Raw genomic sequence first — 19,923 nt, 5'->3', positions numbered from 1 at the left:
TCCCGTACTACGGTGCAGGCATCGCATTCAGGATAGCAAGCTGTTCAAGCGAGCTTTCCATAAGATCCCTTGCGTAAGCGGGATTGTGCGCTCCCATCGAGAGGTCGTGCGTTACGTAGTAGTAGTTCCACCAGCACTGCCTGTAAATGTTGCCGTAATCGGGATCGTCCCTGGGAGGACCGACACCGGTCGGCGGGTCGGTGTCTCTGTTTGTGATGCTGACAGCGCCGGTATCAGGATCGACGGTCTTCCAAGCGGCGGGCCATTTGGTTTCGAACTGGGTGACCAGCGCTTGGATTTCCGCCTGGAAATCGTCAAGGTACGTTTCCATACTGGCTTCATCACCGACATGGCACTCGAGGCAGGTTTCCATTCTGGGCTCGAATTCGTGGCCCCATTTCGCCGGATTCGCGGAATCCTGATAAGGCTCCCGGAACATGTGGCAGGTCACGCACGAGTTGTCGTTCCAAGTCTGATGCGGATGCTCGGTTTCGTAAGTGTATCCGTCAAATTGGAATCCGGAAATGCCATAAAGCATTGCGCCCTGCGCGTTGCCGTGGATTCCTCTTGCAGACGAGCCTGTCGCCGTTATTGTGGCCTCCATGTTTGCGCGTGTGCGGCGTCCGTTGTGGCATGTCAAGCAGATGTTTCCCCTTCCGCCGTTGACTACCGTGTCGTCAAACGGAAGCGTAATATCCGCTTCTGAATCAACGCGAAGCTGAGCTTCATATTGATTATTGTGGGGATCGTGACAAGTGGCGCAAGTGATATGCCAGCTTTCGTTTGCATCTTCGGGGAGGAAGTCTTCCGCAGGGGGATCCTCACCGTCGATTTGGATTCTCACATACCATTCGCCGTTGTGGCAACTAACGCAATTTGCCTCTCCCGCTGGGCCGACTACTGGAGTGCCGCCATCGTCTTCTGTAAGTGCAAACGTTGCATGGACGGACTTGGCCCACTCTTCGAATGCGCCGTGGCGGGCACCTTCGTGGCAAAGGCCGCAGCCGTATCCTTGCGAGCCATCGTACGCTTCATCGTACAGGTATGTTTCGCCGTCCATCACGTAATTGCCTTCCGCGTCACGCTGGTAGCCCATACCGGGATCCCAGGGAATGGGTTTGTGTCCGGCGCCCATGCCCGGAGGATTTCCTGGGCCGTGGCAGGACTCGCATTGAATGTTGGCGAACTGCGGGGTAAGCTCCTGGTCGATGAATCCGCCGTCGCCTGCGGGAAACTGGCCGGCGGCATGACAGTTGTAACAGGCTTCATTGCGAAAGCCGTGCGGATTCGGATTGATGTTGGTTTCAAACGCCATCGAATGAGCTGTCGTTTGCCATTCCGTCACAAGGCTGGTGTGGCAGAGACCGCAGGTTTCATATCCGACAACCGTGAATTCGGTGGGAAGCTCGGCAACGTCGAAAGTCACTTCCTGCGTTGCGGTTCCGCCTTTGCCGTCGTCGGCGGTCAAAGTGACCGTATAATTGCCGGGGGCATCAGCGGCCCAATAGGCTTCAAGACCTTCTTCGCCTTCCGCCTCGTCGGTAAACGTTCCCGCTCCGCTGGCCGACCAGGTGTAGACAATAGTGTCTCCGTCCGGATCGGTGGCAGGTTCCGATATGAATCTGATGCGCTGGGTGGCGACCGGCGCGGATACATCTTTGGTCATATCCGACTCGAAAACGGGATCCTGGTTTTCGGGCGGCGGCGGGGGTGGCGTTCCTTCTTCCACGGTTATGTCGAAAGTGGCTGTTGAAACGTTACCGGCCGCGTCGGTGACCGTGACGGTTATCGTGTATGTTCCGGCGGTATCTATTGTCCAGCTCACGCTTGAGCCGGAACCGGTGAATGTTCCTCCGGCGCCACCGTCGTCCCACGCATAAACGAGTGCCCCGCCGCTGTCGTCCGTCGCGGTCACGCTGAAAGTGACGGACTGGCCCGTCACTGGATCGGTAACGCTGGGGACTATTCCGGCTGGGCTAATAACAGGCGGAGTCGTGTCCGTTACCGGCGGGGGGGGGACGACGATATCGTCATTGCCAAAAGGCGGGTACGCCCTCTGCCCGGAAATGGAACCGCGGCAGCCGAAAAGCGCCTCCGCAAGAACCAAAACCAAGATTAAAACCAAAAACCTTAGCTTCATCTTAGCCTCCTCGTCTGGCAGGTCTAACGCCCGCCTTTGAGATACTTGTAATGTTATTCACTAAATATGGCTGTGTCAACATTTCAAATGAGTTTTGGAGGAATAATTTATCGAAAGGCTTTAAGTCTTCGAATCGTTTTGGGGCAATCGAGCTAATGCTTCCAGATTGACACTGGTGAAGCGCAATTAAGCCTGCGGGCGGAAGGCGCTTAAATACTATATAAACGGCATTTCATTTCCGGAATTCCGGTTATGGCCGCCTGACCAGGCAGTCATAAAAAGTAGATTGCGCAATCTTCACAAGGCACGCCCGTCAGTTTGTGAAAATTGTAGCACGCTGATTTGATTGCGCGGCTCGCGCGTATAAAGGCGGCCAAAATCCGGACGCGCCGCCTTGTGCGCTTAGCGGAACGTGACATGGAAAAGTTGGGGATTCCAGCCCGCTAGTTCACGCCTATGTCGCCGGAATCATGGGCAGGCTGGGGACGGGTATCCGAGATTGAATCGGCGCAGCCAGCAAAGCCGACCGAAAAGAAAACGCAAATGATGAAAGCGAGCGCCCAAACAAGTCTCATTCCATTTCTCCTCAAAACCGATTCCGGCATACGTGCCGGAGACGGGTTCATTATACCAAATTTCATTTTCAATGCTGATGCGATTGATGATTGAAGGCGATATCAAGGAGGGCTAAACGTCGAATTCGAAAAGCACCTGATCGATGGCCACGCTTTCTCCCTTACTAACCTTGATTGCCCGTACGGTTCCCTCGATGTTCGAAGAAATTTCGTTTTCCATTTTCATCGCTTCCAGGATTGCCACGACTTGGCCCATCTCGACCTTTTGCCCGGGCTCAATCAAAATTTCCAGAATCTTGCCGGGCATCGGCGAGTTGATCGTGTTTTTGATGCAGTGGGCTTCGGACGACGCGTAAGATGCAAGCACTCTTTCGAGTTCATCCTGCTGCGGAGTTTTTACGGTAACAGGGAAGATCCTTGCCGCGCCCGCGATTTCCTTGATTTCGCCTTTCTCGCGATAAACTTCGAAAAAGCAAACGCGGTTGTCTATCGCCATAGTGACGCTATCTAATTTAAGCTCGATTATTTCGATCTTGTGCGCCTTCCCTTCGTGCGCCACCAGAAATGCGCTTTCCGTTCCGGGAACCGGCTCAAGCTCCAAGTTGAACGCGGCGTCGCCTATTTTGCTGACAATCTTCATAATCTAGACTCCTCGGTAATCGGAAAATTTAAGTCTGCTTGCCAGTTCCCAGTAGTCGGTTCCTGAATCTTTACCTTGCACCACTTCCACTCTTTGCCTTGCCAGGTAAAAGTCCAATGCCGCGGCTATGGCTGCGTCTTTTTTCAGTGAATCGTCCGAATTCGAGGGGAGCCCTCCGGAAATTCCATCTCCTGCAAAATGCTTCTCCACGAATGCCGTGTTGTGCCTTCCTTCCACGAATTCGGGGTGGCTGAATACAAACTGGTGGAACGGGATCGTGGTTTTGATGCCCGTGATAATGAATTCACCGAGCGCCCTCTTCATCCGTTCAATCGCGTGCGCCCTGCTTGAGCCTGTGGCAATGAGCTTTGCCACCATGGAGTCGTACTCCATGGGAATCGTGTAGCCCTCGTACGTTCCCGCGTCCAGCCGCACACCGCGGCCGAGCGGTGGAATATATCGCCTGATTTTGCCCATCGCGGGGAGAAACTGGCGATAAGGGTCTTCAGCGTTGATCCGTGCTTCGAAACTGTGCCCCCGGATTTCGATATCGTCCTGCCTGTAGGTCAGCTTTTCGCCGGATGCAACCAGGATTTGCTCTCGCACCAAGTCAGTACCGGTGATTTCCTCCGTTACGGGGTGTTCGACTTGCAGCCGCGTGTTCATCTCCATGAAGTAAAACTTGCCGGTACCGTCAAGAAGGAACTCCACGGTTCCCGCGTTGCTGTAGTTTGCCGCCCTGGCGGCTTCGCAGGCCACTCTGCCCATTTCTTCGCGAAGCTTCGGAGTAAGCGCCGGACTCGGCGCTTCTTCTATCAGCTTCTGATGGCGGCGCTGCACGCTGCAGTCGCGTTCTCCGAAGTGGATTACGTTTCCATGCTCGTCCCCCATTACCTGAAACTCGATGTGCTTCGGATTCTCGATCAGCTTTTCGATAAATACTTCGTCCGAGCCGAATGCGCCCATTGCTTCGCTCTGGCAGGCGCGGAAAGCGCGGTCGAACTCTTCGAAATTGCGCACCACGCGCATTCCTCGCCCGCCGCCGCCCGCCGCGGCCTTCAGAATCAGGGGGAAGCCGATTAATTTGGCGATGTCCATCGCACCGGCGGGATCGGATATTGCTCCGGCTGAACCTGGAATTACAGGTATCTCACGGATGGACATAATTTCCTTTGCCACAATTTTGTTGCCCATTTTTTCGATCGCGTCCGGAGAAGGGCCGATGAACTTGATTCCCGCCGCCGCGCAGGCCTTTGCGAATTCCGCGTTTTCAGCGAGGAATCCGTAGCCGGGATGCACGGCGTCGCAGCCCGTATCCTTGGCGATACCGACAATCCGGTTTATGTTCAAATAGGTTTCCGCGGGAAGGCGTCCCGGGATGTGCACCGAATGGTTCGAATGCACTATATGCAGCGCGTTCCGGTCGGCGGAGCTGTAAATGCTCACGCTTTCGATGCCCATCTCCCGGCACGTCCGGATCACGCGCAGCGCTATCTCGCCGCGGTTGGCGATTAAAATCCTCTTGATTTTCTTGTTAGACATCGCTAAACCAAACTTGAGCCAAAATTAATTAAAAGCATCATCAAACGGCGGATTCGCTCGGAAATCTCTTCGACGGCATGCGCTCCAAGGCTTGCCGCTTCGTCGATTGAGTAAAATCTGCCGAGCACAATATAATGCCTTTCCACATCGTATCGCCGCGCGCCTCCGTTTCTAAAGGAATCAAGCGCGGACGCTGAATCAAGAACAGTAGTTGTATCCGCAAATCCCCTGAGCCTTAGCGCCATATCGTGGCCCAAGAACCTCAAGGAGAGGAAATCGGAGGCGTTGATGAATTTCCTGAATTGGTTGCGCGCAGGGTGGCATTTGCGGTCGTCTCCGAATTCAAGTACAACCTGCAATCCCGGCTCCTCGCCGCGCCAGTTTCCCTCGCCCATTAGTAGCACGCTCACGCTTGGCTGGAAAACGAGCGGATTGGTGTTTGCATCAATGAGTCTGTCTGCGGGAGGAAGATATCCGAGCCAGCCGGCGCGTCTTACATCTTTGTTCTGGGAAATGGAGGGGAACGCAACGACCGCTGAAAATTCGACTTCCTTTTTCTTGAGCTTGGCGTTGATCGCCGCTCTAAGGACGAGTAGGCGCTGGTAAACCGTGTTTGCACCGAGCCTGCTGCCCGAAAGCAACGCAAAGTCGTCCTTGGTCAAAATCGCTTCGTTCTTCATAAGGTTAAAGCGGGATGTTGCCATGCTTGCGCTTGGGGCGGAGATCCACTTTGCCTTGAAGCATTTCCAGCGCCGCGATTAGTTTGGGCCGCGTTTCACGCGGGTCGATCACTTCGTCGATGAATCCGCGTTCCGCCGCGAGATACGGATTCATCAATTCCTCGGTGTACTTGTCGATCAGCTCTTGGCGAGTTTTTTCGACGTTCTTCGACGTCTGAAGCTCCTTGCGATAAATGATATTGACCGCGCCCTGCGCACCCATCACCGCGATTTCCGCGGTCGGCCAAGCAAGGTTGTAATCGCTGCGAATATGTTTGGACGACATAACGCAGTACGCTCCTCCGTAGCTCTTGCGTGTAATCACCAAAAGCTTTGGAACCGTGGCTTCGCAGTATGCGTACAACAACTTTGCGCCGTGACGAATGACGCCGTTCCATTCCTGATGCGTTCCGGGCAAAAATCCTGGTACGTCCTCGAAAGTTACAATGGGTATATTAAATGCGTCGCAGAATCTCACGAAACGCGCGCCCTTCACGCTCGAGTTTATGTCCAAGCAACCCGCAAGCTCCTTCGGCTGGTTCGCGACGACTCCTACCGTCATCCCGTTCAGCCTTGCAAAGCCGATAATCAGGTTTGGCGAGTACAGCGCGGCGACTTCGAAAAACGATCCTCGGTCGACAATCAAGTTGATGAGCCGCTTCATGTCGTACGGGCGGTTAGGATCGTCGGGAATGATGGTCGCCAGATCGTCTTCTTTACGATTTACCTGGTCTTCAACCGCAATCCTGGGCGGATTCTCCATATTGTTCGCGGGAATATAAGTGATAAGCTTGCGAATTTGATTGAGGCAATCCATCTCGTTCTTCGCCGCGAAATGGGCGTTTCCGCTTGTTTGATTGTGAGTCAGCGCGCCGCCGAGCTCCTCGAACGTGACTTCCTCATTCAATACCGCCTTGATTACGTCCGGGCCGGTCAGAAACATGAAACTTGTATCGCGAACCATGAACACAAAGTCCATCAGGGCAGGGCTGTAAACGGCGCCGCCGGCGCAAGGCCCCATTATCGCCGCAATTTGTGGAACCACTCCCGACGCCATAGTGTTGCGAAGGAAGATGTCCGCGTAGCCGCCGAGTGAAAGAACTCCCTCTTGGATTCTCGCTCCGCCGCTGTCGTTGAGCCCGATAATCGGACAGCCGACTTTGGTTCCGAAATCAAGCACCTTGCAGATTTTGGCGGCGTGGCGCTCGCCCAAGGAGCCTCCCATTACTGTGAAGTCCTGCGCAAACACGCACACTCGCCTGCCGTTGATTGCTCCGAAACCGGTGATTACTCCGTCGCCCGGAATCTTGGCTGAAGGGCTTTGTGTGAAAAGATCGAATTCCTGAAATGTGTTTTCATCGAGCAGAATGTCAAGACGTTCGCGAGCAGTCAGCTTTCCCTTGGCGTGCTGTTTTTCGATCGCTTCGGCGGTAGATATGTGAAGCGCCTTTTGCCGCCGGATTTCGAGATCCTTGATTCTGCTTTCGGTAGTGAGCTTTTTGGCCATCTAGCTCTCCTTGAATTCGATTAGAACGCCTTCCATTGATTTTGGATGCAAAAACGCGATGAGTTCTCCAAGCGACTCGCGGGGCTCTTCGTCCAAAACCTTGAGTCCCGAGGCCTTAACTTTGGTCCAAGCTGTTCCGATGTCCGACGTTGCAAAGCAGATATGATGGATTCCCGGCCCGCGCTTTTCGATGAAATTGTAAATTACGCTTTCAGCGTCCCAGGGAGCCATCAGCTCAATCTTTGCGCCGCCCGCCGGCAAAACAGCCATAGTCATCCTCGCGTGAGCAACGTCGTGCCGCTCCACTTGATCCGCGTTCAAACCGAGCAACGCGAGCCAGCGTTCCAGCGCGGCATCCAAATCGGTCACAGCAATGCCGATATGGTCGATTGTAAGCAATTAGGCCTCTTCCGCCGCCCAAAATCCCGGCGGGCATAAATGGTAGCACAGACAGGACACACGCGTGACAAGGTAATTCCTTAGTGATTATTTAGTCTACATTGCCTTGTTAAAGCGCTTGGAGAGCGCGCTTGCAGCCAGTCGGCAGGGGTGTTTCAAGCGCCCGAAGCCGGCGAGATTGACAAAAAGCGCCAGTGGACTATAATCCCTCTTCCGCTTCCGCCGGACTCGTTCCTTCGGACGCGGGTTTTTTCAGGAGCACCGAGTGGCAAACACAAAATCGGCAAAAAAGCATATTGAAATCAACCGGCGCAACCGGTTGAGGAATCAGCACTACAAAACGAGGATGAAAAACGTCCTCAAAAGCGCGCGCGCCGCTATTGTAAATGCGGAAGTAAGCGACGACGATGCGAAGTCAGCCCTGCGCAGCGCGCAAAGCACGCTGCTTTCGACAGCATCTAGAGGCGTTATCCACAAGAACACCGCCTCCCGAAAGATTTCGCGCCTTGTTCAATTGTTCCGTCGCGCTCGCGTGGAAAAAACCGAGCAACTCGTCGAAGCGGCGAAGCCCGGTCCGGTTGAAGCGGCTGCAATAGCTCCGGAGACGTTGGACCGGCCGGTTGACGCCGGCGCCGAGGCTCCTGCTGCGGACACCGCCGGTGCCGGCAGCGACTCGTCGGCATCGGTTACCGAACCGGAACAAGCTTAAACTGCGAACACTACAAGTTGATTTTCTCGGTTTCGGTATTGCTCAAGCGAAGCCCGCGTCGTTTCTGAAGTTGGAAAGCTTGCGAGGAACTGCAAGCGCGCCGCCGCCCTCTTCGATCAGGATTTCCGCGATGTCCTCGTCAAGCAGTCCTCCGCCTTCACCGCCGCCGGGCTTCGGTCCGGAATCACCAAGCTCGTACAACAGCTTTACTATCCGCGGAAACTCGCGGTCGGCTACGACGCAAACATCGTCCAGCGCAAAGTTGAACTGCTCGTAAGTGAGACCGTCGATGAAAACCGAGGCTAGCACATAAACAAAATCGTCCTCGGGATCCACCGAAAAAAAGGCCTGCAAGTTTCTGTTGTTCGCTTCCAGCAGCTCCCTGAAAACGACCGAAGGACACCTCTCGGGCAATTTCAGGAAAAGCAGGTTAATGAAAAGAACATTATCGCTGGCCTTATACACAAGAATATCGAAGCGCTTCAGATTTGTTCCGAGAGAGGTTCGCCAAACGCAATTCTCGAGCATTTCGTAGCGCCATTTCTTCTCTTCGAAGAAGGATTCGATCATCCGGTGGATGCGCTCGTCCCTTTCCTTCGAGAGAAGTCCAGCTTTTCTTTCCTCCGTCATGGCGGTAACCCCCAGATTACAAGGAGTAACATCCAGTAAGACGCAGAAAGCGCTTACTTGTTTCAATCCTCATTTATTTCTACCCTTAGCAGTGCAAACTAGCCCATTGCAAATCAGCTTTTAACAACTTGTTACAAATTGGTTAAGGGTTTTGCGTGTTTTGACCCGGGAAACCGCGGTGGCAGCTTGAGCTGTTGTTTGTGCTGTTCGTGAGTCCGCGATGTCCGAAAGTCCAATCGCAGTTATGTTGCGTTTTTGTCTTGTGAAAGCCGCGCGAATACGCTATAATTTTTCCGACCTAAACAAGCGTGTTTTTAATGGGCCGCATGGTCCAAAGAAAGGCCACGTTTGTGGCTTTTCTGCTTTGTTGAGTAAAGGTGGTTTGGTTGTACCTGTCTTTGCCTAAACTGGAAGATGAGATCGGGAAGTTCGTATCAAGGTATGGATTTGACCTTGTGGACTTCCAGGTCAGCTCGGTTAGCCCGCGAGGGAGGTCATACCGCGTTTTTTTGGACAAGCTTGACACCACGAAAATAACTATTGACGATTGCGTGTCCGTGTCTTTGCCGCTGAAGATGTTTCTTGCTTCGCTCGGAGTGTTCGACGACAATTCCAAATTGGAAGTGTCAAGTCCCGGATTGGATCGTGTTTTGAAGCGTGACAAGGATCTTTCCAGATTCACGGGCTCCAACATTCGAGTCAGCTTCAAGGACAACGGAAAAAAGAAAACCGTCGTGGGCAAGCTCGATTCATTCGATGCGGAGCGCATCAACCTGGCGTTTGACGGCGGGACAGGAATTTCCGCGATTGGAATTGCGAGATCGGATGTAATCGAAGTAAGGCTGGTGGCCGATGTATGAAACTTAATGCCGAAATCGTTTCGGCCTTACAGGAGATAGAGTCTTCCCAAGGTGTTGGCCGCGAAGTGATTTTCGAATCGCTTCGCGAAGCGATCCGCACAGCCTACTACAAAAGCAACGGTCCGGTGGAAAACCTTGTTGTAGACGTCGAATTGGGCGAGAAGAACGAAATAGAAGCCTACCTAAGGAAAACGGTTGTCGCCAAGGTCGAGGATCCGGTTTACCAGATGTCACTGGAAGAAGCGCGCGCGATCAGCGAGGATGCAGAGGAAGGCGATATCATTTTGTCCGAGGTATCGCTGGACAATCTAGGACTTCTGGCTATTCACTACGCACGGCAGAAAATCGTTACCGCAATCAAGGATGCCAGGAAGGATCGCGTCCTGAATCAATTTAAGCACCGAATGTTTGAAATTATCAATGGCAGCGTCCGTTATGTGGACCGGCAGGACGTTTTCGTTGACGTGGAAGGCGATGTGGAGGCCATTCTTCCTTATCGGGAGCAGATACCCACCGAGCGTTACCACGCCGGACAGCGAATCAAGGCGTTGCTGATTGATGTGCGCACCTCTCGTAAGACTCCGATGCTGGTGCTTTCCCGTAGCCATCCCGACCTAATCAGGAAGCTTATGGAAAACGAAATTCCGGAAGTCCGCGAAGGTGCGATTGAAATCGTTGGAATTGCGCGCGAACCCGGTTATCGAGCAAAGGTCGCCGTTAAAAGCTTGATGCCCGAACTCGACGCGGTTGGAACCTGCATTGGCAGCAAGGGAATCCGAATCCTCGCAATAAGCCACGAGCTTCACGACGAAAAAATAGACCTTATTCCGTACTGCGAAGATCCCTTCGAATATATTGCCGAAGCGCTTTCGCCTGCGAAGGTCGCCAGCGTGGAGATATTCGAAGATGAAAAGAGGGCGATCGTGATCGTTCCGAATGACCAGATTAGCCTTGCGATCGGCAAGGGCTGGCGTAATGTAAGGCTTGCATCCAAGCTCACAAAGTACTACCTCGATGTAAAAAGCGTGAAAGAAATCGAGGAAGTGGAAGGCACGGATTCCGCCGCGGAAGAGGGAGCGGGGGAAGCGCAAGGCTATGAGGGGGCTGACGAATAGCTTGAGTATTCCGATTCCTTCAGTCGATCGTCGTGAGCCGATCCGCACTTGTCTTGGATGCGGGGAACGCCATCCACAGAATTACTTGCTAAGATTTAATCTGAGAAATGGCAAGATTGTTCTGTTGAGTGCTGCGCGACAGTCCTTCGGTCGGAGCATCTACCTTTGCCCGAGAGAAGGATGTTTCGATTTGCTTGTCGGGCGCGGGCGAGTGGATTTCAAACGAAGCAAGCACGACCGCGTTCACATTCATTTGGACGAAACAGAATGGTTCATCCTTAAAAGACGGTTTTTGGTTGCGGTCAAAAGGCGGCTGAATGCCTGTGACTAAAAGTTTCCACCTACTGGAGGTTTATGGCGGCTGATACATACAAGATAGCGTCCTTGCCCAAGAAGCTTGGCCCGGGCTTCACCGTTTCCCGCGTAAAAAAGCTGCTGGAGGAAATCGGATGGGAGGACAAGGACAACCGCGGCCTGTTGGCTGTAATTGACCAGGCCACTTACGAGAAGCTGCTCGCCAGGGTTCAGGGAGGCGGATTGCCTGAGCGCGCCGAAATCCAAGAGGCAGCCAAAGTCCCGTCCGCCGAGCAAGCGCCGAAAACCCGGAGAATCGGTCCGGCGAGAGTGAGGGCTGACGCCGGCGTTCAGGATCTTGGCGCACTTCCCAAAGAAAAAGCCGCGCCGCAAAGAAGGGCCGCTCCCAAAACCTTTTTTAAAAAGGAAGATTTGGAAGTCAAAAAACTGGCGAAAAAAGCAGCCGAAGCGGCGGAAGCCGCTCCCGCTCTGCCGGTTGCGCCCGCGGAAGCCCCTGAAGCTGCTCCGGAGAAGAAGCCGAAGTTGAAGCAGCCCCAGCCTGTTACACCCGCAGCCAAAAAACCCGCGGCCGAAAAGCCGGCCGTTCAAGCCGATGAAAAGGAAAAGGCGGAAGAGGAATCCAAGGCTCTAAAGAAAAAGCGCGGCGCGGTCGTGGCAGGCCCGCCGCCCAAGGCGCCGGTTCCGGTAAAAAAGAAAATCAAGGAGATCGTCAAGCTGCCGGATGAGGCGGAGCCCGTCAGAAGCCGAAAGCGGGTTTTCAAAATCAAAGGCGGGCTTCAGCAGCACCTTCCCGCCGCGGCGAAAACGATTCCGACGCTGAAAATCACAGGTGATATGTCGGTGCGGGACATCAGTATGAAAACCGGAGTAAAGGTCGGCGACATTATCAGCTTCCTGTTGAAGGACTTGAACGTTCTTGCCAACATCAACCACGTCGTAAGCGAAGACGAGGTTCAGCTGGTCGCCGACCATTTCGGAATACCTTATGAAGTGAAGCACGAAGAAGCTCCGGAAGATGTTCTTGAAATGTTCGACCGCGTTTCCGCGGGCAATCTGGTCCCGCGCCCGCCGGTTGTTACGGTGATGGGCCACGTCGACCATGGAAAGACGAAACTGCTCGATCGCATCAGGCACACTAACGTCGTCGCGCAGGAAAGCGGCGGAATAACGCAGCACATCGGCGCTTATCAAATCGTTTATAAGAACAAGCAAATCACATTCCTGGATACGCCCGGCCATGCCGCGTTCACTCAAATGCGCGCGCGCGGTTCTCAAGTGACGGATGTCGTGGTGTTGGTGGTGGCTTGCGACGACGGCGTCAAGCCGCAAACCAAGGAAGCTGTCGAACATGCCAAGGCCGCCAATGTCCCGATTATCGTCGCCCTTAACAAAAACGATCTTCCGTCCGCCAACGCCGAGCGAACGATGTCGCAGGTCGCAGAGCTTGGATTGGTGCCCGAAGAATGGGGCGGCGACACGATTTTCGTCAAGATTTCCGCGCTCACCGGTGAAAACATTGAAGAGCTTTTGGACATGATTTTGCTCCAAGCGGAGCTTCTTGATCTAAAAGCGGATCCCAAGGCTCCAGCGTATGGGGTAGTAATCGAATCCCAGATTACCACCGGCCAAGGCGTAATCGCCACGGTCCTGGTGATGCAGGGTACTTTCCGGCGTGGGCAGTACCTTGTATGCGGCACGTCCGGCGGGCGGATCAAACGCATGGAGGACGAGTGGGCGAAATCGGTCGACGAGGCGCTCCCTTCCCGCCCTGTCAGGCTAATCGGGCTCGATTTCCTGCCGTCGAACGGCGACAAAATTTTCGCTTTCATCAACAAGCGCCAGGCCGGAGAGATAATCGAAACGCGCAAGGATCGCGAGCGTTTGGAGCTGCAGCGCACTCCCATGATCAAGGCGAGTTTGGAGGATTTTTACTCCCGCCTTGAAAAAGGCGAAGTCAAGGATCTCAATGTCGTGCTGAAATGCGATGTCGGCGGAAGCGAAGAAGCGATTTTGTCGGAGCTTGGCCGCATAAATGTTGAAGGCACGAAGGTGCATGTCCTGTCGCATGGAGTGGGCCAGATAAACGAAAACGACATAATGCTCGCATCCGCATCGGAGGCGATCGTGCTCGGCTTCAGGACTACGCTCACGTCAGGTGCGAAGCGGCTCGTCGAGCAGGAAAAAGTGGACGTCAGGATGTACGACATCATCTACCAGATGTCCGAGGACATTCAAAAGGCGATGCTTGGCCTGCTTGAGCCGATTTTCGAGGAATTTGAATTCGGCAAGGTGGAGATTCGCGAGATATTCCGCACGACAAAAGACAACGTCATCTGCGGAGGATACGTACTTGACGGCAAGGCCGAACGCGGCAAGAAGTTCAGGCTGCGCCGCGGAACGGACGTTTTGTTCGAAGGTTCGCTTCGCTCACTTAGGCGATTCAAAGACGACGTGCGAGAGGTCGCAAGCGGCTACGAGTGCGGGTTCGTAATCGAGGGGACTTCCGATGTGGAGCCGGGGGACATCCTTCACCTTTACGACGTGAAGGAAGTGCCGAGGTTTTAGAATGGAAAAATCGCTTCGAATTACGCGGCTTGAGGAGCAATTCAAACGCGACCTTGGGGTGCTCGTGCTTGAAAAGGCACGCGACCCGCGGATTAAAGATGTTACCGTGCTTGGCGTCGAGGTTTCAAAGGATTTGGAGTACGCGAAAGTATACGTCTCGATAATCGGAGACGATGAAGCCAAGAAACAGGCCATGGCCGTTCTCAAGGCTGCAAGCGGGTACTTTCGCACCGAGCTTGCGGGGCTTCACGATATCCGCAAAGTGCCGGAGCTGAGATTTATTCTTGACAACTCGATTGAGCACGGAATGCGGATTGACAAACTTCTAAGCGAACTTGGATACCCAAGGAAAGATGAACAAAACAACTGATAAAGATTACCCGTCCAAAGTCGCGGAAGTCGCGGCCGAGTTGTTGAGGGCGAATAGCGTCTGGGTTTTGACACATGAAGAACCGGACGGCGATGCGTACGGTTCCACGCTGGGTTTGCTTCATGCATTGCGCTCGCTTGACAAACACGCACGCGCGTTTTCGCGCGATCCCTTGCAGCGGATGTACTCGAAGCTGCCTGGCGTTTCCGAACTTGAACACCCGGATACGCTGCCTGATGAGCTTCCGGATACGATTGCGATACTCGACAACGGAGATTTTGGCAGGCTAGGCGAGCAGTATGCGAGCAAATTGATTGCTCTCGGCGTGAAACCCGGCGGCGGCGGAGCTTGCCGAATCGTAAACATCGATCACCATATCAGCAATACTTTTTACGGCGATGTAAATCTGGTATGTCCGGATTGCGCCGCGGCGGGCGTGCTGGTCCACGACATCGTGAAAGCGCTTGGATGCAAATATTCAAAGGAAATCGCTGTTAACCTTTATGTTGCGTTGATCACCGATACGGGACGGTTCAGTTTCAGCAACACGAACCGCCGCGCGCTGGAAGTGGCGGGCGAGCTTGTTGAGCTTGGCGCGAATCCATCCAAAGTGATTGAAGATGTTTATTACACGCGAACCGTCAACCAGATGCAGCTCTTCGGTCGGATACTCTCCACTCTGACTGCGGTGCCCGAGCTGGGAGCGCTTTACGCCTGGCAGACCCAGCAAATGCTCAAGGAGACCGGCACTTCCCAGTCGGATACCGAAGGCATGGTTGACCTGATCAGGACGATCGGCGAATATCCGTTGTCCATCTTCTTCAAGGAAAACGGTACCGGCATAAAGGTAAGCATGCGAAGCAAGAACGGTTTCGACCTCGCCTCGTTCGCGGTGAGTTTCGGCGGCGGCGGGCATCCCGCGGCCGCTGGCTTTAAAGTGGAGGGGAATCTTGAGGATGCAATCGGGCAGGTTTTGCAAAGGCTGGGCGAGCGACTGGCTTGATTCGCAGGTTGGGAAATTGATATCGTTTGGCCCAAATCGGCCAAGATTGCAGGCTTGCCTGGTATAGAAACATCGCCGGCATGGCGCAAGCGAGGAAATCTATGCGGGAAGACAGGCCACTTGTTATCGGCGGGCGGCAGTTCTCGTCCCGGTTGATGCTGGGCACGGGCAAGTACGACTCTCCGGAAATAATGCGGGACGCGATTGAAGCATCCGGAACCGAAATCGTGACGGTGGCGATCCGCCGCATCGACATTTCCCCTGATCGCAAGGACAAGAACATTATCGACTACCTCGACTTGTCTAGGATACAGCTTTTACCCAACACCGCGGGCTGCTACACGATGGAGGACGCGCTGCGCGTTGCGCGGCTCGCGCGCGGCTTGGGCATCACCAATTGGATAAAACTCGAAGTCATCGGCGACGAAAAAACGCTGCTCCCCGATGTCGGCGCGACCATTGAGGCGACGAAAATCCTGAAAAAGGAAGGCTTCGTCGTGCTGCCATACACGACGGACGACCACATTGCGGCGCGAAGGCTTGTCGAGGCGGGCGCGGACACGGTTATGCCGCTGGCTTCACCTATAGGCAGCGGCCAGGGCTTCGTGGATTTCACCCGGCTCAAGTTCATCCTCGAAGATCCCGCGATCAACGTGCCGGTAGTCGTGGACGCTGGGCTTGGAGTGCCGAGCGACGCAGCACAGGCGTTTGAAATCGGCGCGGACGCGGTTCTAGTCAACACCGCAATCGCGAAAGCCGAAGATCCGGTCAGAATGGCGGAAGGATTCAGATTGGCTTGCGAAGCGGGCAGGCTGGGCTATCTTGCCGGCAGAATTCCGAAAAAGGAATATGCGACGGCATCGTCGCCTACGGAAGGGCGCGTTACGGAGTAGTTGGTTGCATCGCATGCAAACTTGCGTTTGCCGCCTTAGTTGTTGTTGTGAATATCATCCAATCCGCACGCTATGCTGAAGGTCACCCGCTCCTTGCCCGCGGCCGACGGGCCTCTGCCGCCGGTTGTATATTGCGGCGGATCGTGCCAGCATGTAAACATCGTCCAGTTGTCGCGCCGGGAAGGATTTCCCGTCATCGCGTATGGATACATTACGTCTTCCATATAGGATGAGTGATCCCATATCCCAAGCGTGTGGCCGCATTCATGCGCCGCGACCATTTCTTCGAGGGCGGCGTCAACCGGATTGCCTTGCACGTACACCGCCAGGTCTATAGTCATCGGCAGCTCGATCTGGCCGCCGGAGCCGCTCCAAGTTGCGAGTCCCGCGGTGTCGCCCCCGAGCGACGAAACCCACGAAAGCAATATTTCGGCCTTTTGCAGGTCGTCGGTGAACCGCACATTGAACAATCCCCACAGGTTGCCGATATAGTTCCACTTGACAACCCCGGCGCGCGCCGCGGTTTCGAGTTCCGGCGTCCAGCCCGGCACCCCTTCTCCCGACTGCACGAAAATGTCTATATTCGTGCCGATTTGAGGATGCACGACGAGTCCGTTTGACCAATAAGGATAATGCTGCAAATCGCAGGCAAAGTGGCCGACGAAATCCAGCCCGCCGACCGGCTCTCCCGAACCAGTTACTTCCAGGCTTGCCGGGTCGAATGTAATGTCGATTTTTTCGGCGGTCAACGTGTATATGCCGTTGGGGATATTTGAAAACGCAAATGTGCCGTCCTGCAGCGATGTCGTCTGGAACGGAACCGCGCCGCCGGTCAATGTGAGATTCACATCGGGGAATGGCGAGCCTGCATCGGATGCCACCGTTCCGGAAACATCGAAGTAATCTGATGTGGCCGTGAAATCGATTCCTGTAAGCGGAGCGCCGGAAACCGTTATCAGCGCCGTAGCCGGCTGAAATGTGTAGCCCTCAAGAGTGGCGACGATGGCGTGGTCGCCGTTTTCGACTTCGGAAAAAGAATAAGTTCCGTCCGCCGCGGATTGAACGGATTGCGAGCTGTCGAGCGTTAGCGTCGCGCCCTCCAGTCCGGTTCCCAAATGAAGGACGGTGCCGGAAACGGGAAATTTGCGCCCCGCAATCGAAATCGCGAAGGACTGCGTGTCGCTGCCCGCGGAATTCGTGACGGTCAGGCTGCCGACATAATTCCCTTTCGCGGAGAGTGCGACCGTCGGAGATTCCTCGAAGGATGTGTTCGGTGTTGCGCCGCCTCCGAAATCCCACTCGTAAGTGAAGGGAGGCTCTCCGGAAACCACGGCTGTAAACGTAACCTGCTCTTCCTCCACACCTCCCGCGGGTGAGATTGATTCAATTTCCGGAAACGCGAAATCGAGCGGATTGCTAAGCTGGCCTTGAACATCGTTCGAATCGACCGGGGCAACCCAAATAAATCGCTGTATCCCTTCGGGAAGTGCGACCGAGAACCGGGGCGGAAAAGTCTTGGTTACGGATGAAAATGGGACTCGCGCGATTTCTGCGAAAGGCCCCGCATCGCTTTCCGCGGTTATAACTTTGTAAGCGGACACTTGCGAAAGGAAGTTGATTGCTATCGCCGTGATGTCGGACACGGCTACTTCGCCGCTTCCGTCGCCGTCGATCCAGGCCTCTTTGGCGTCGTCCCCCAGGCCGTCATTTGTGATTGCAAGGTAAGACAACGCAATCGGCGTGATGTCGGATACTCCGACTTCGCCGGAAACGTCGTAATCCCCATTGTTGCGGTATGTCCAGGTCAGCATGCCAGTAGATTCATTGTAAGCAAGGTTCATCACCTTGCCGGATTGTCCTGCCGGAACGCCGCTTGATTGCTTGAACCCCGCCATCGTGTTTTCGAGCAGCGCGATCTCCAGCGCAGCCTTGAGCCGGGCGAATATTACGGGATCTGCCCCTGCAGGGGCATCCATCGCGCGCAAATCCAAAAGCGCCGCGTCAAGCACGGGATTTGCATAATCGCCCCGCGGGGGATTGCCCCTGCAACCGGCCAGTGCAGATGCCGTGACGACCAAAATCGCAACGACCAAATACAATGAAATTAGTTTCATAGGCAATTTAATTATACGAAGGCGCCTATACCAGGCCGCATCCATCGCCGCTTGTGACCGCGCTGACAAGCCCCATTGTATAATCGCCCCGGTGGCAGGCAAAAAGACATCCGAACTCCCCTTAGTCGCGATTATCGGGCGGCCGAACGTCGGCAAGTCAACCATTTTCAACAGGCTTGTAGGCGGAAGGGTTGCGATAGTGGACGAGATGGAGGGCGTGACCCGCGACCGCATCTACGGCGAAAGCGAGTGGGAAGGCAACCGCTTCCGCGTCGTGGACTGCGGGGGAATCGCGCGCGAAAGCGCTGACCCGCTCCATGAAATCGTCAGCGAAAACGCGCTTGCAGCGCTGCGAGAGGCCGACCTGGTGCTGTTCGTGGTGGACGCGAAGCTTGGAATTACCGCCGCGGACGAAATGGTGCGACATGAAATCTGGAAAGCCGGAAAGCCGGTAATCGCGGTCGCCAACAAGGTCGACTCGAAAAAGGACGAGGCGGACTCGGCCGAGGTTTACTCTCTCGGATTCGAGGACATGGTTGCAGTCAGCGCGATAAGCGGGCGGTATTTCCACATGCTGCTGGATTTGATCAACGACAAGCTGGGCTATGAGCCGCCCGCGAAAGAGAAGCTTTCGAGGGCCGAGCGCAAGCTTCGAAAAGAACTGGCGGGGCAGGGCGGGCCGCTCGAATCGAAGGAAGAGGCGCAGGACGAAGAAGAATCTTCCGATGTCGCGCTCGACGGCGATGTGAGCATTTTCGAGCATATGAAAGCGGAAAAGTCGAAATTCAGCCTGTTGGATCTTGAAGAAGTCGAACCGCCCGAATCGGACGATTCCGGCGAAGACGAGGAGGATTCCGAAAACGACGAGGACGGGGCTGGCGACGATGGTTTCTTCGACGGCCGGGACTGGTCGAAGGAAACGATCCGCGTCGCGTTTCTGGGGCGCCAGAATGTGGGCAAGTCCAGCATTGCCAACGCGCTCATTGACGAGAATAGGATTATAGTGAGCGACCTTCCCGGTACGACGCGCGATCCTATCGAAGTCGAACTCGAATGGAACGGCAGGCGGTTTTCGCTGCTCGATACCGCGGGACTTAAAAAGCACTCCCGCATAAAGGAATCGGTGGATTTTTATTCCATGGTCCGCACGGAAAAGAAGCTCCCGCAGGTGGATGTGACTGTGCTTGTCATCGACGCGGTCGAAGGCATCTACGAGATGGACAAGTTGGTGGCCAAGAAAATAGGCGAAGAAGGAAAGGCCGTCGTGGTTGCGGTGAACAAATGGGATCTCGCCGAAGATCATCCCGAAGTCCGGGCGGAGTATATGAAATACGTCAACACGCATTTGAAAAAGATTACATGGGCTGAAATCGTATTTATGTCCGCCTTGAAACGCTTCGGACTCGACGAGTTGATGAACGCGATTGTTTCGGCCTGGGACGAGTATCACCGGAAAGTGGACAATGCCACTCTGCTGGAAGTGCTGACAGAGGAAATCACACTCCATCCCGCGCCGGTGATGAAGAACAATCCGCTCCGAATTTACGATGTGCGGCAGGTCGCCATTTGCCCTCCGACATTCAAATTCTGGGTGAATTTGAAGAAGAGCGTTCATTTCAGCTACCGCGGATTTCTGGAGAACGCCATTCGCGAGCATTTTGGCCTGCGCGGGACTTTTATCAAACTGATTTTCCAGGAAAAAAAGAAGCGCGCCATGCGCAGATAAGGCGCCCGGATTCAAAAATGAAGTGCAACACTTTCGGGGTTAGGGAAGTGTAGCAGTTCCTCGTAAATGGCCTCTGCCGGGGAGTTCCAGCGGAGCAGCTT

The 19,923-nt window shown here is 54.6% G+C and carries 17 protein-coding genes; 9 read left to right on the top strand and 8 right to left on the bottom strand.

Features of this window, described 5'->3' with window-relative positions:
* Positions 1-7: 7 nt before the first annotated feature.
* From HRF49_09930 to mce, 6 genes are all read right to left on the bottom strand, one after another.
* On the bottom strand, positions 8-2,140 hold the full coding sequence (locus HRF49_09930; GenBank protein MEP0814968.1) for a PKD domain-containing protein: 2,133 nt from the start codon (positions 2,138-2,140) through the stop codon (positions 8-10).
* A gap of 687 nt (positions 2,141-2,827) precedes the next feature.
* A complete protein-coding gene (locus HRF49_09925) occupies positions 2,828-3,211 on the bottom strand; it encodes an acetyl-CoA carboxylase biotin carboxyl carrier protein subunit (protein ID MEP0814967.1) in 384 nt (127 codons plus the stop codon).
* 147 nt (positions 3,212-3,358) lie between these two features.
* On the bottom strand, positions 3,359-4,897 hold the full coding sequence (gene accC, locus HRF49_09920) for an acetyl-CoA carboxylase biotin carboxylase subunit (protein MEP0814966.1): 1,539 nt from the start codon (positions 4,895-4,897) through the stop codon (positions 3,359-3,361).
* Positions 4,898-4,899: 2 nt separating this feature from the next.
* Positions 4,900-5,577, bottom strand: a complete 678-nt coding sequence (locus tag HRF49_09915) for a hypothetical protein (GenBank protein ID MEP0814965.1) — start codon at positions 5,575-5,577, stop codon at positions 4,900-4,902.
* 4 nt (positions 5,578-5,581) lie between these two features.
* Positions 5,582-7,123, bottom strand: a complete 1,542-nt coding sequence (locus HRF49_09910) for an acyl-CoA carboxylase subunit beta (protein MEP0814964.1) — start codon at positions 7,121-7,123, stop codon at positions 5,582-5,584.
* Entirely contained in the window at positions 7,124-7,522 is a 399-nt protein-coding gene (gene mce, locus HRF49_09905; GenBank protein MEP0814963.1) for a methylmalonyl-CoA epimerase, read from the bottom strand.
* A gap of 265 nt (positions 7,523-7,787) precedes the next feature.
* On the opposite strand from mce, the gene rpsT reads away from it, so the two are divergent.
* Complete coding sequence (gene rpsT, locus HRF49_09900; GenBank protein MEP0814962.1) at positions 7,788-8,231, top strand: 30S ribosomal protein S20; 444 nt, start codon at positions 7,788-7,790, stop codon at positions 8,229-8,231.
* 42 nt (positions 8,232-8,273) lie between these two features.
* Here the strand turns inward: rpsT and HRF49_09895 are convergent, their stop codons facing one another.
* Positions 8,274-8,861, bottom strand: a complete 588-nt coding sequence (locus HRF49_09895; protein MEP0814961.1) for a YbjN domain-containing protein — start codon at positions 8,859-8,861, stop codon at positions 8,274-8,276.
* A 398-nt stretch (positions 8,862-9,259) separates the two neighbouring features.
* Between HRF49_09895 and HRF49_09890 the strand changes: the two genes are divergently transcribed.
* The 7 genes from HRF49_09890 (at position 9,260) to HRF49_09860 (ending at position 15,982) form a co-directional block, all read left to right on the top strand.
* Positions 9,260-9,721 carry a ribosome maturation factor RimP gene (locus tag HRF49_09890; GenBank protein ID MEP0814960.1) on the top strand — a complete coding sequence of 154 codons (462 nt, stop codon included), beginning with the start codon at positions 9,260-9,262 and terminating at the stop codon, positions 9,719-9,721.
* Complete coding sequence (gene nusA / locus HRF49_09885; GenBank protein MEP0814959.1) at positions 9,718-10,836, top strand: transcription termination/antitermination protein NusA; 1,119 nt, start codon at positions 9,718-9,720, stop codon at positions 10,834-10,836. Before HRF49_09890 ends, nusA begins: the two co-directional genes overlap by 4 nt.
* A 1-nt stretch (position 10,837) precedes the next feature.
* Positions 10,838-11,167 (top strand): YlxR family protein, encoded by a 330-nt coding sequence (locus HRF49_09880; protein ID MEP0814958.1) that lies wholly within the window; start codon positions 10,838-10,840, stop codon positions 11,165-11,167.
* Positions 11,168-11,190: 23 nt separating this feature from the next.
* Positions 11,191-13,716 (top strand): translation initiation factor IF-2, encoded by a 2,526-nt coding sequence (gene infB, locus HRF49_09875; protein MEP0814957.1) that lies wholly within the window; start codon positions 11,191-11,193, stop codon positions 13,714-13,716.
* Between the two features lies 1 nt (position 13,717).
* Positions 13,718-14,086, top strand: a complete 369-nt coding sequence (gene rbfA, locus HRF49_09870; protein ID MEP0814956.1) for a 30S ribosome-binding factor RbfA — start codon at positions 13,718-13,720, stop codon at positions 14,084-14,086.
* Entirely contained in the window at positions 14,070-15,089 is a 1,020-nt protein-coding gene (locus HRF49_09865) for a hypothetical protein (protein ID MEP0814955.1), read from the top strand. Before rbfA ends, HRF49_09865 begins: the two co-directional genes overlap by 17 nt.
* Before the next feature lie 101 nt (positions 15,090-15,190).
* Positions 15,191-15,982, top strand: coding sequence for a thiazole synthase (locus tag HRF49_09860; protein MEP0814954.1), 792 nt, complete (start codon positions 15,191-15,193; stop codon positions 15,980-15,982).
* A 35-nt stretch (positions 15,983-16,017) separates the two neighbouring features.
* Here the strand turns inward: HRF49_09860 and HRF49_09855 are convergent, their stop codons facing one another.
* Positions 16,018-18,096, bottom strand: coding sequence for a DUF2012 domain-containing protein (locus HRF49_09855; GenBank protein ID MEP0814953.1), 2,079 nt, complete (start codon positions 18,094-18,096; stop codon positions 16,018-16,020).
* Between the two features lie 91 nt (positions 18,097-18,187).
* Between HRF49_09855 and der the strand changes: the two genes are divergently transcribed.
* Entirely contained in the window at positions 18,188-19,822 is a 1,635-nt protein-coding gene (gene der / locus HRF49_09850) for a ribosome biogenesis GTPase Der (GenBank protein ID MEP0814952.1), read from the top strand.
* The last annotated feature ends 101 nt before the right edge of the window (positions 19,823-19,923 follow it).

The sequence above is a fragment of the bacterium genome, assembly GCA_039961635.1.
GTDB lineage: Bacteria > 4484-113 > 4484-113 > JAGGVC01 > JAGGVC01 > JABRWB01.
Note: the sequence above shows the minus strand (reverse complement) of the source record. Positions and strands in the feature narration are given on the sequence as shown.

What these genes read in the sequence shown, in the direction of transcription:
- HRF49_09895 (MEP0814961.1), bottom strand. Translation starts at nt 8,861, where the DNA reads ATGACGGAGGAAAGAAAAGCTGGACTTCTCTCGAAGGAAAGGGACGAG.
- HRF49_09855 (MEP0814953.1), bottom strand. Translation starts at nt 18,096, where the DNA reads ATGAAACTAATTTCATTGTATTTGGTCGTTGCGATTTTGGTCGTCACG.
- HRF49_09860 (MEP0814954.1), top strand. Translation starts at nt 15,191, where the DNA reads ATGCGGGAAGACAGGCCACTTGTTATCGGCGGGCGGCAGTTCTCGTCC.
- HRF49_09925 (MEP0814967.1), bottom strand. Translation starts at nt 3,211, where the DNA reads ATGGCGATAGACAACCGCGTTTGCTTTTTCGAAGTTTATCGCGAGAAA.
- rbfA (MEP0814956.1), top strand. Translation starts at nt 13,718, where the DNA reads ATGGAAAAATCGCTTCGAATTACGCGGCTTGAGGAGCAATTCAAACGC.
- nusA (MEP0814959.1), top strand. Translation starts at nt 9,718, where the DNA reads ATGAAACTTAATGCCGAAATCGTTTCGGCCTTACAGGAGATAGAGTCT.
- accC (MEP0814966.1), bottom strand. Translation starts at nt 4,897, where the DNA reads ATGTCTAACAAGAAAATCAAGAGGATTTTAATCGCCAACCGCGGCGAG.
- HRF49_09930 (MEP0814968.1), bottom strand. Translation starts at nt 2,140, where the DNA reads ATGAAGCTAAGGTTTTTGGTTTTAATCTTGGTTTTGGTTCTTGCGGAG.
- infB (MEP0814957.1), top strand. Translation starts at nt 11,191, where the DNA reads ATGGCGGCTGATACATACAAGATAGCGTCCTTGCCCAAGAAGCTTGGC.
- HRF49_09915 (MEP0814965.1), bottom strand. Translation starts at nt 5,577, where the DNA reads ATGAAGAACGAAGCGATTTTGACCAAGGACGACTTTGCGTTGCTTTCG.
- HRF49_09910 (MEP0814964.1), bottom strand. Translation starts at nt 7,123, where the DNA reads ATGGCCAAAAAGCTCACTACCGAAAGCAGAATCAAGGATCTCGAAATC.
- HRF49_09865 (MEP0814955.1), top strand. Translation starts at nt 14,070, where the DNA reads ATGAACAAAACAACTGATAAAGATTACCCGTCCAAAGTCGCGGAAGTC.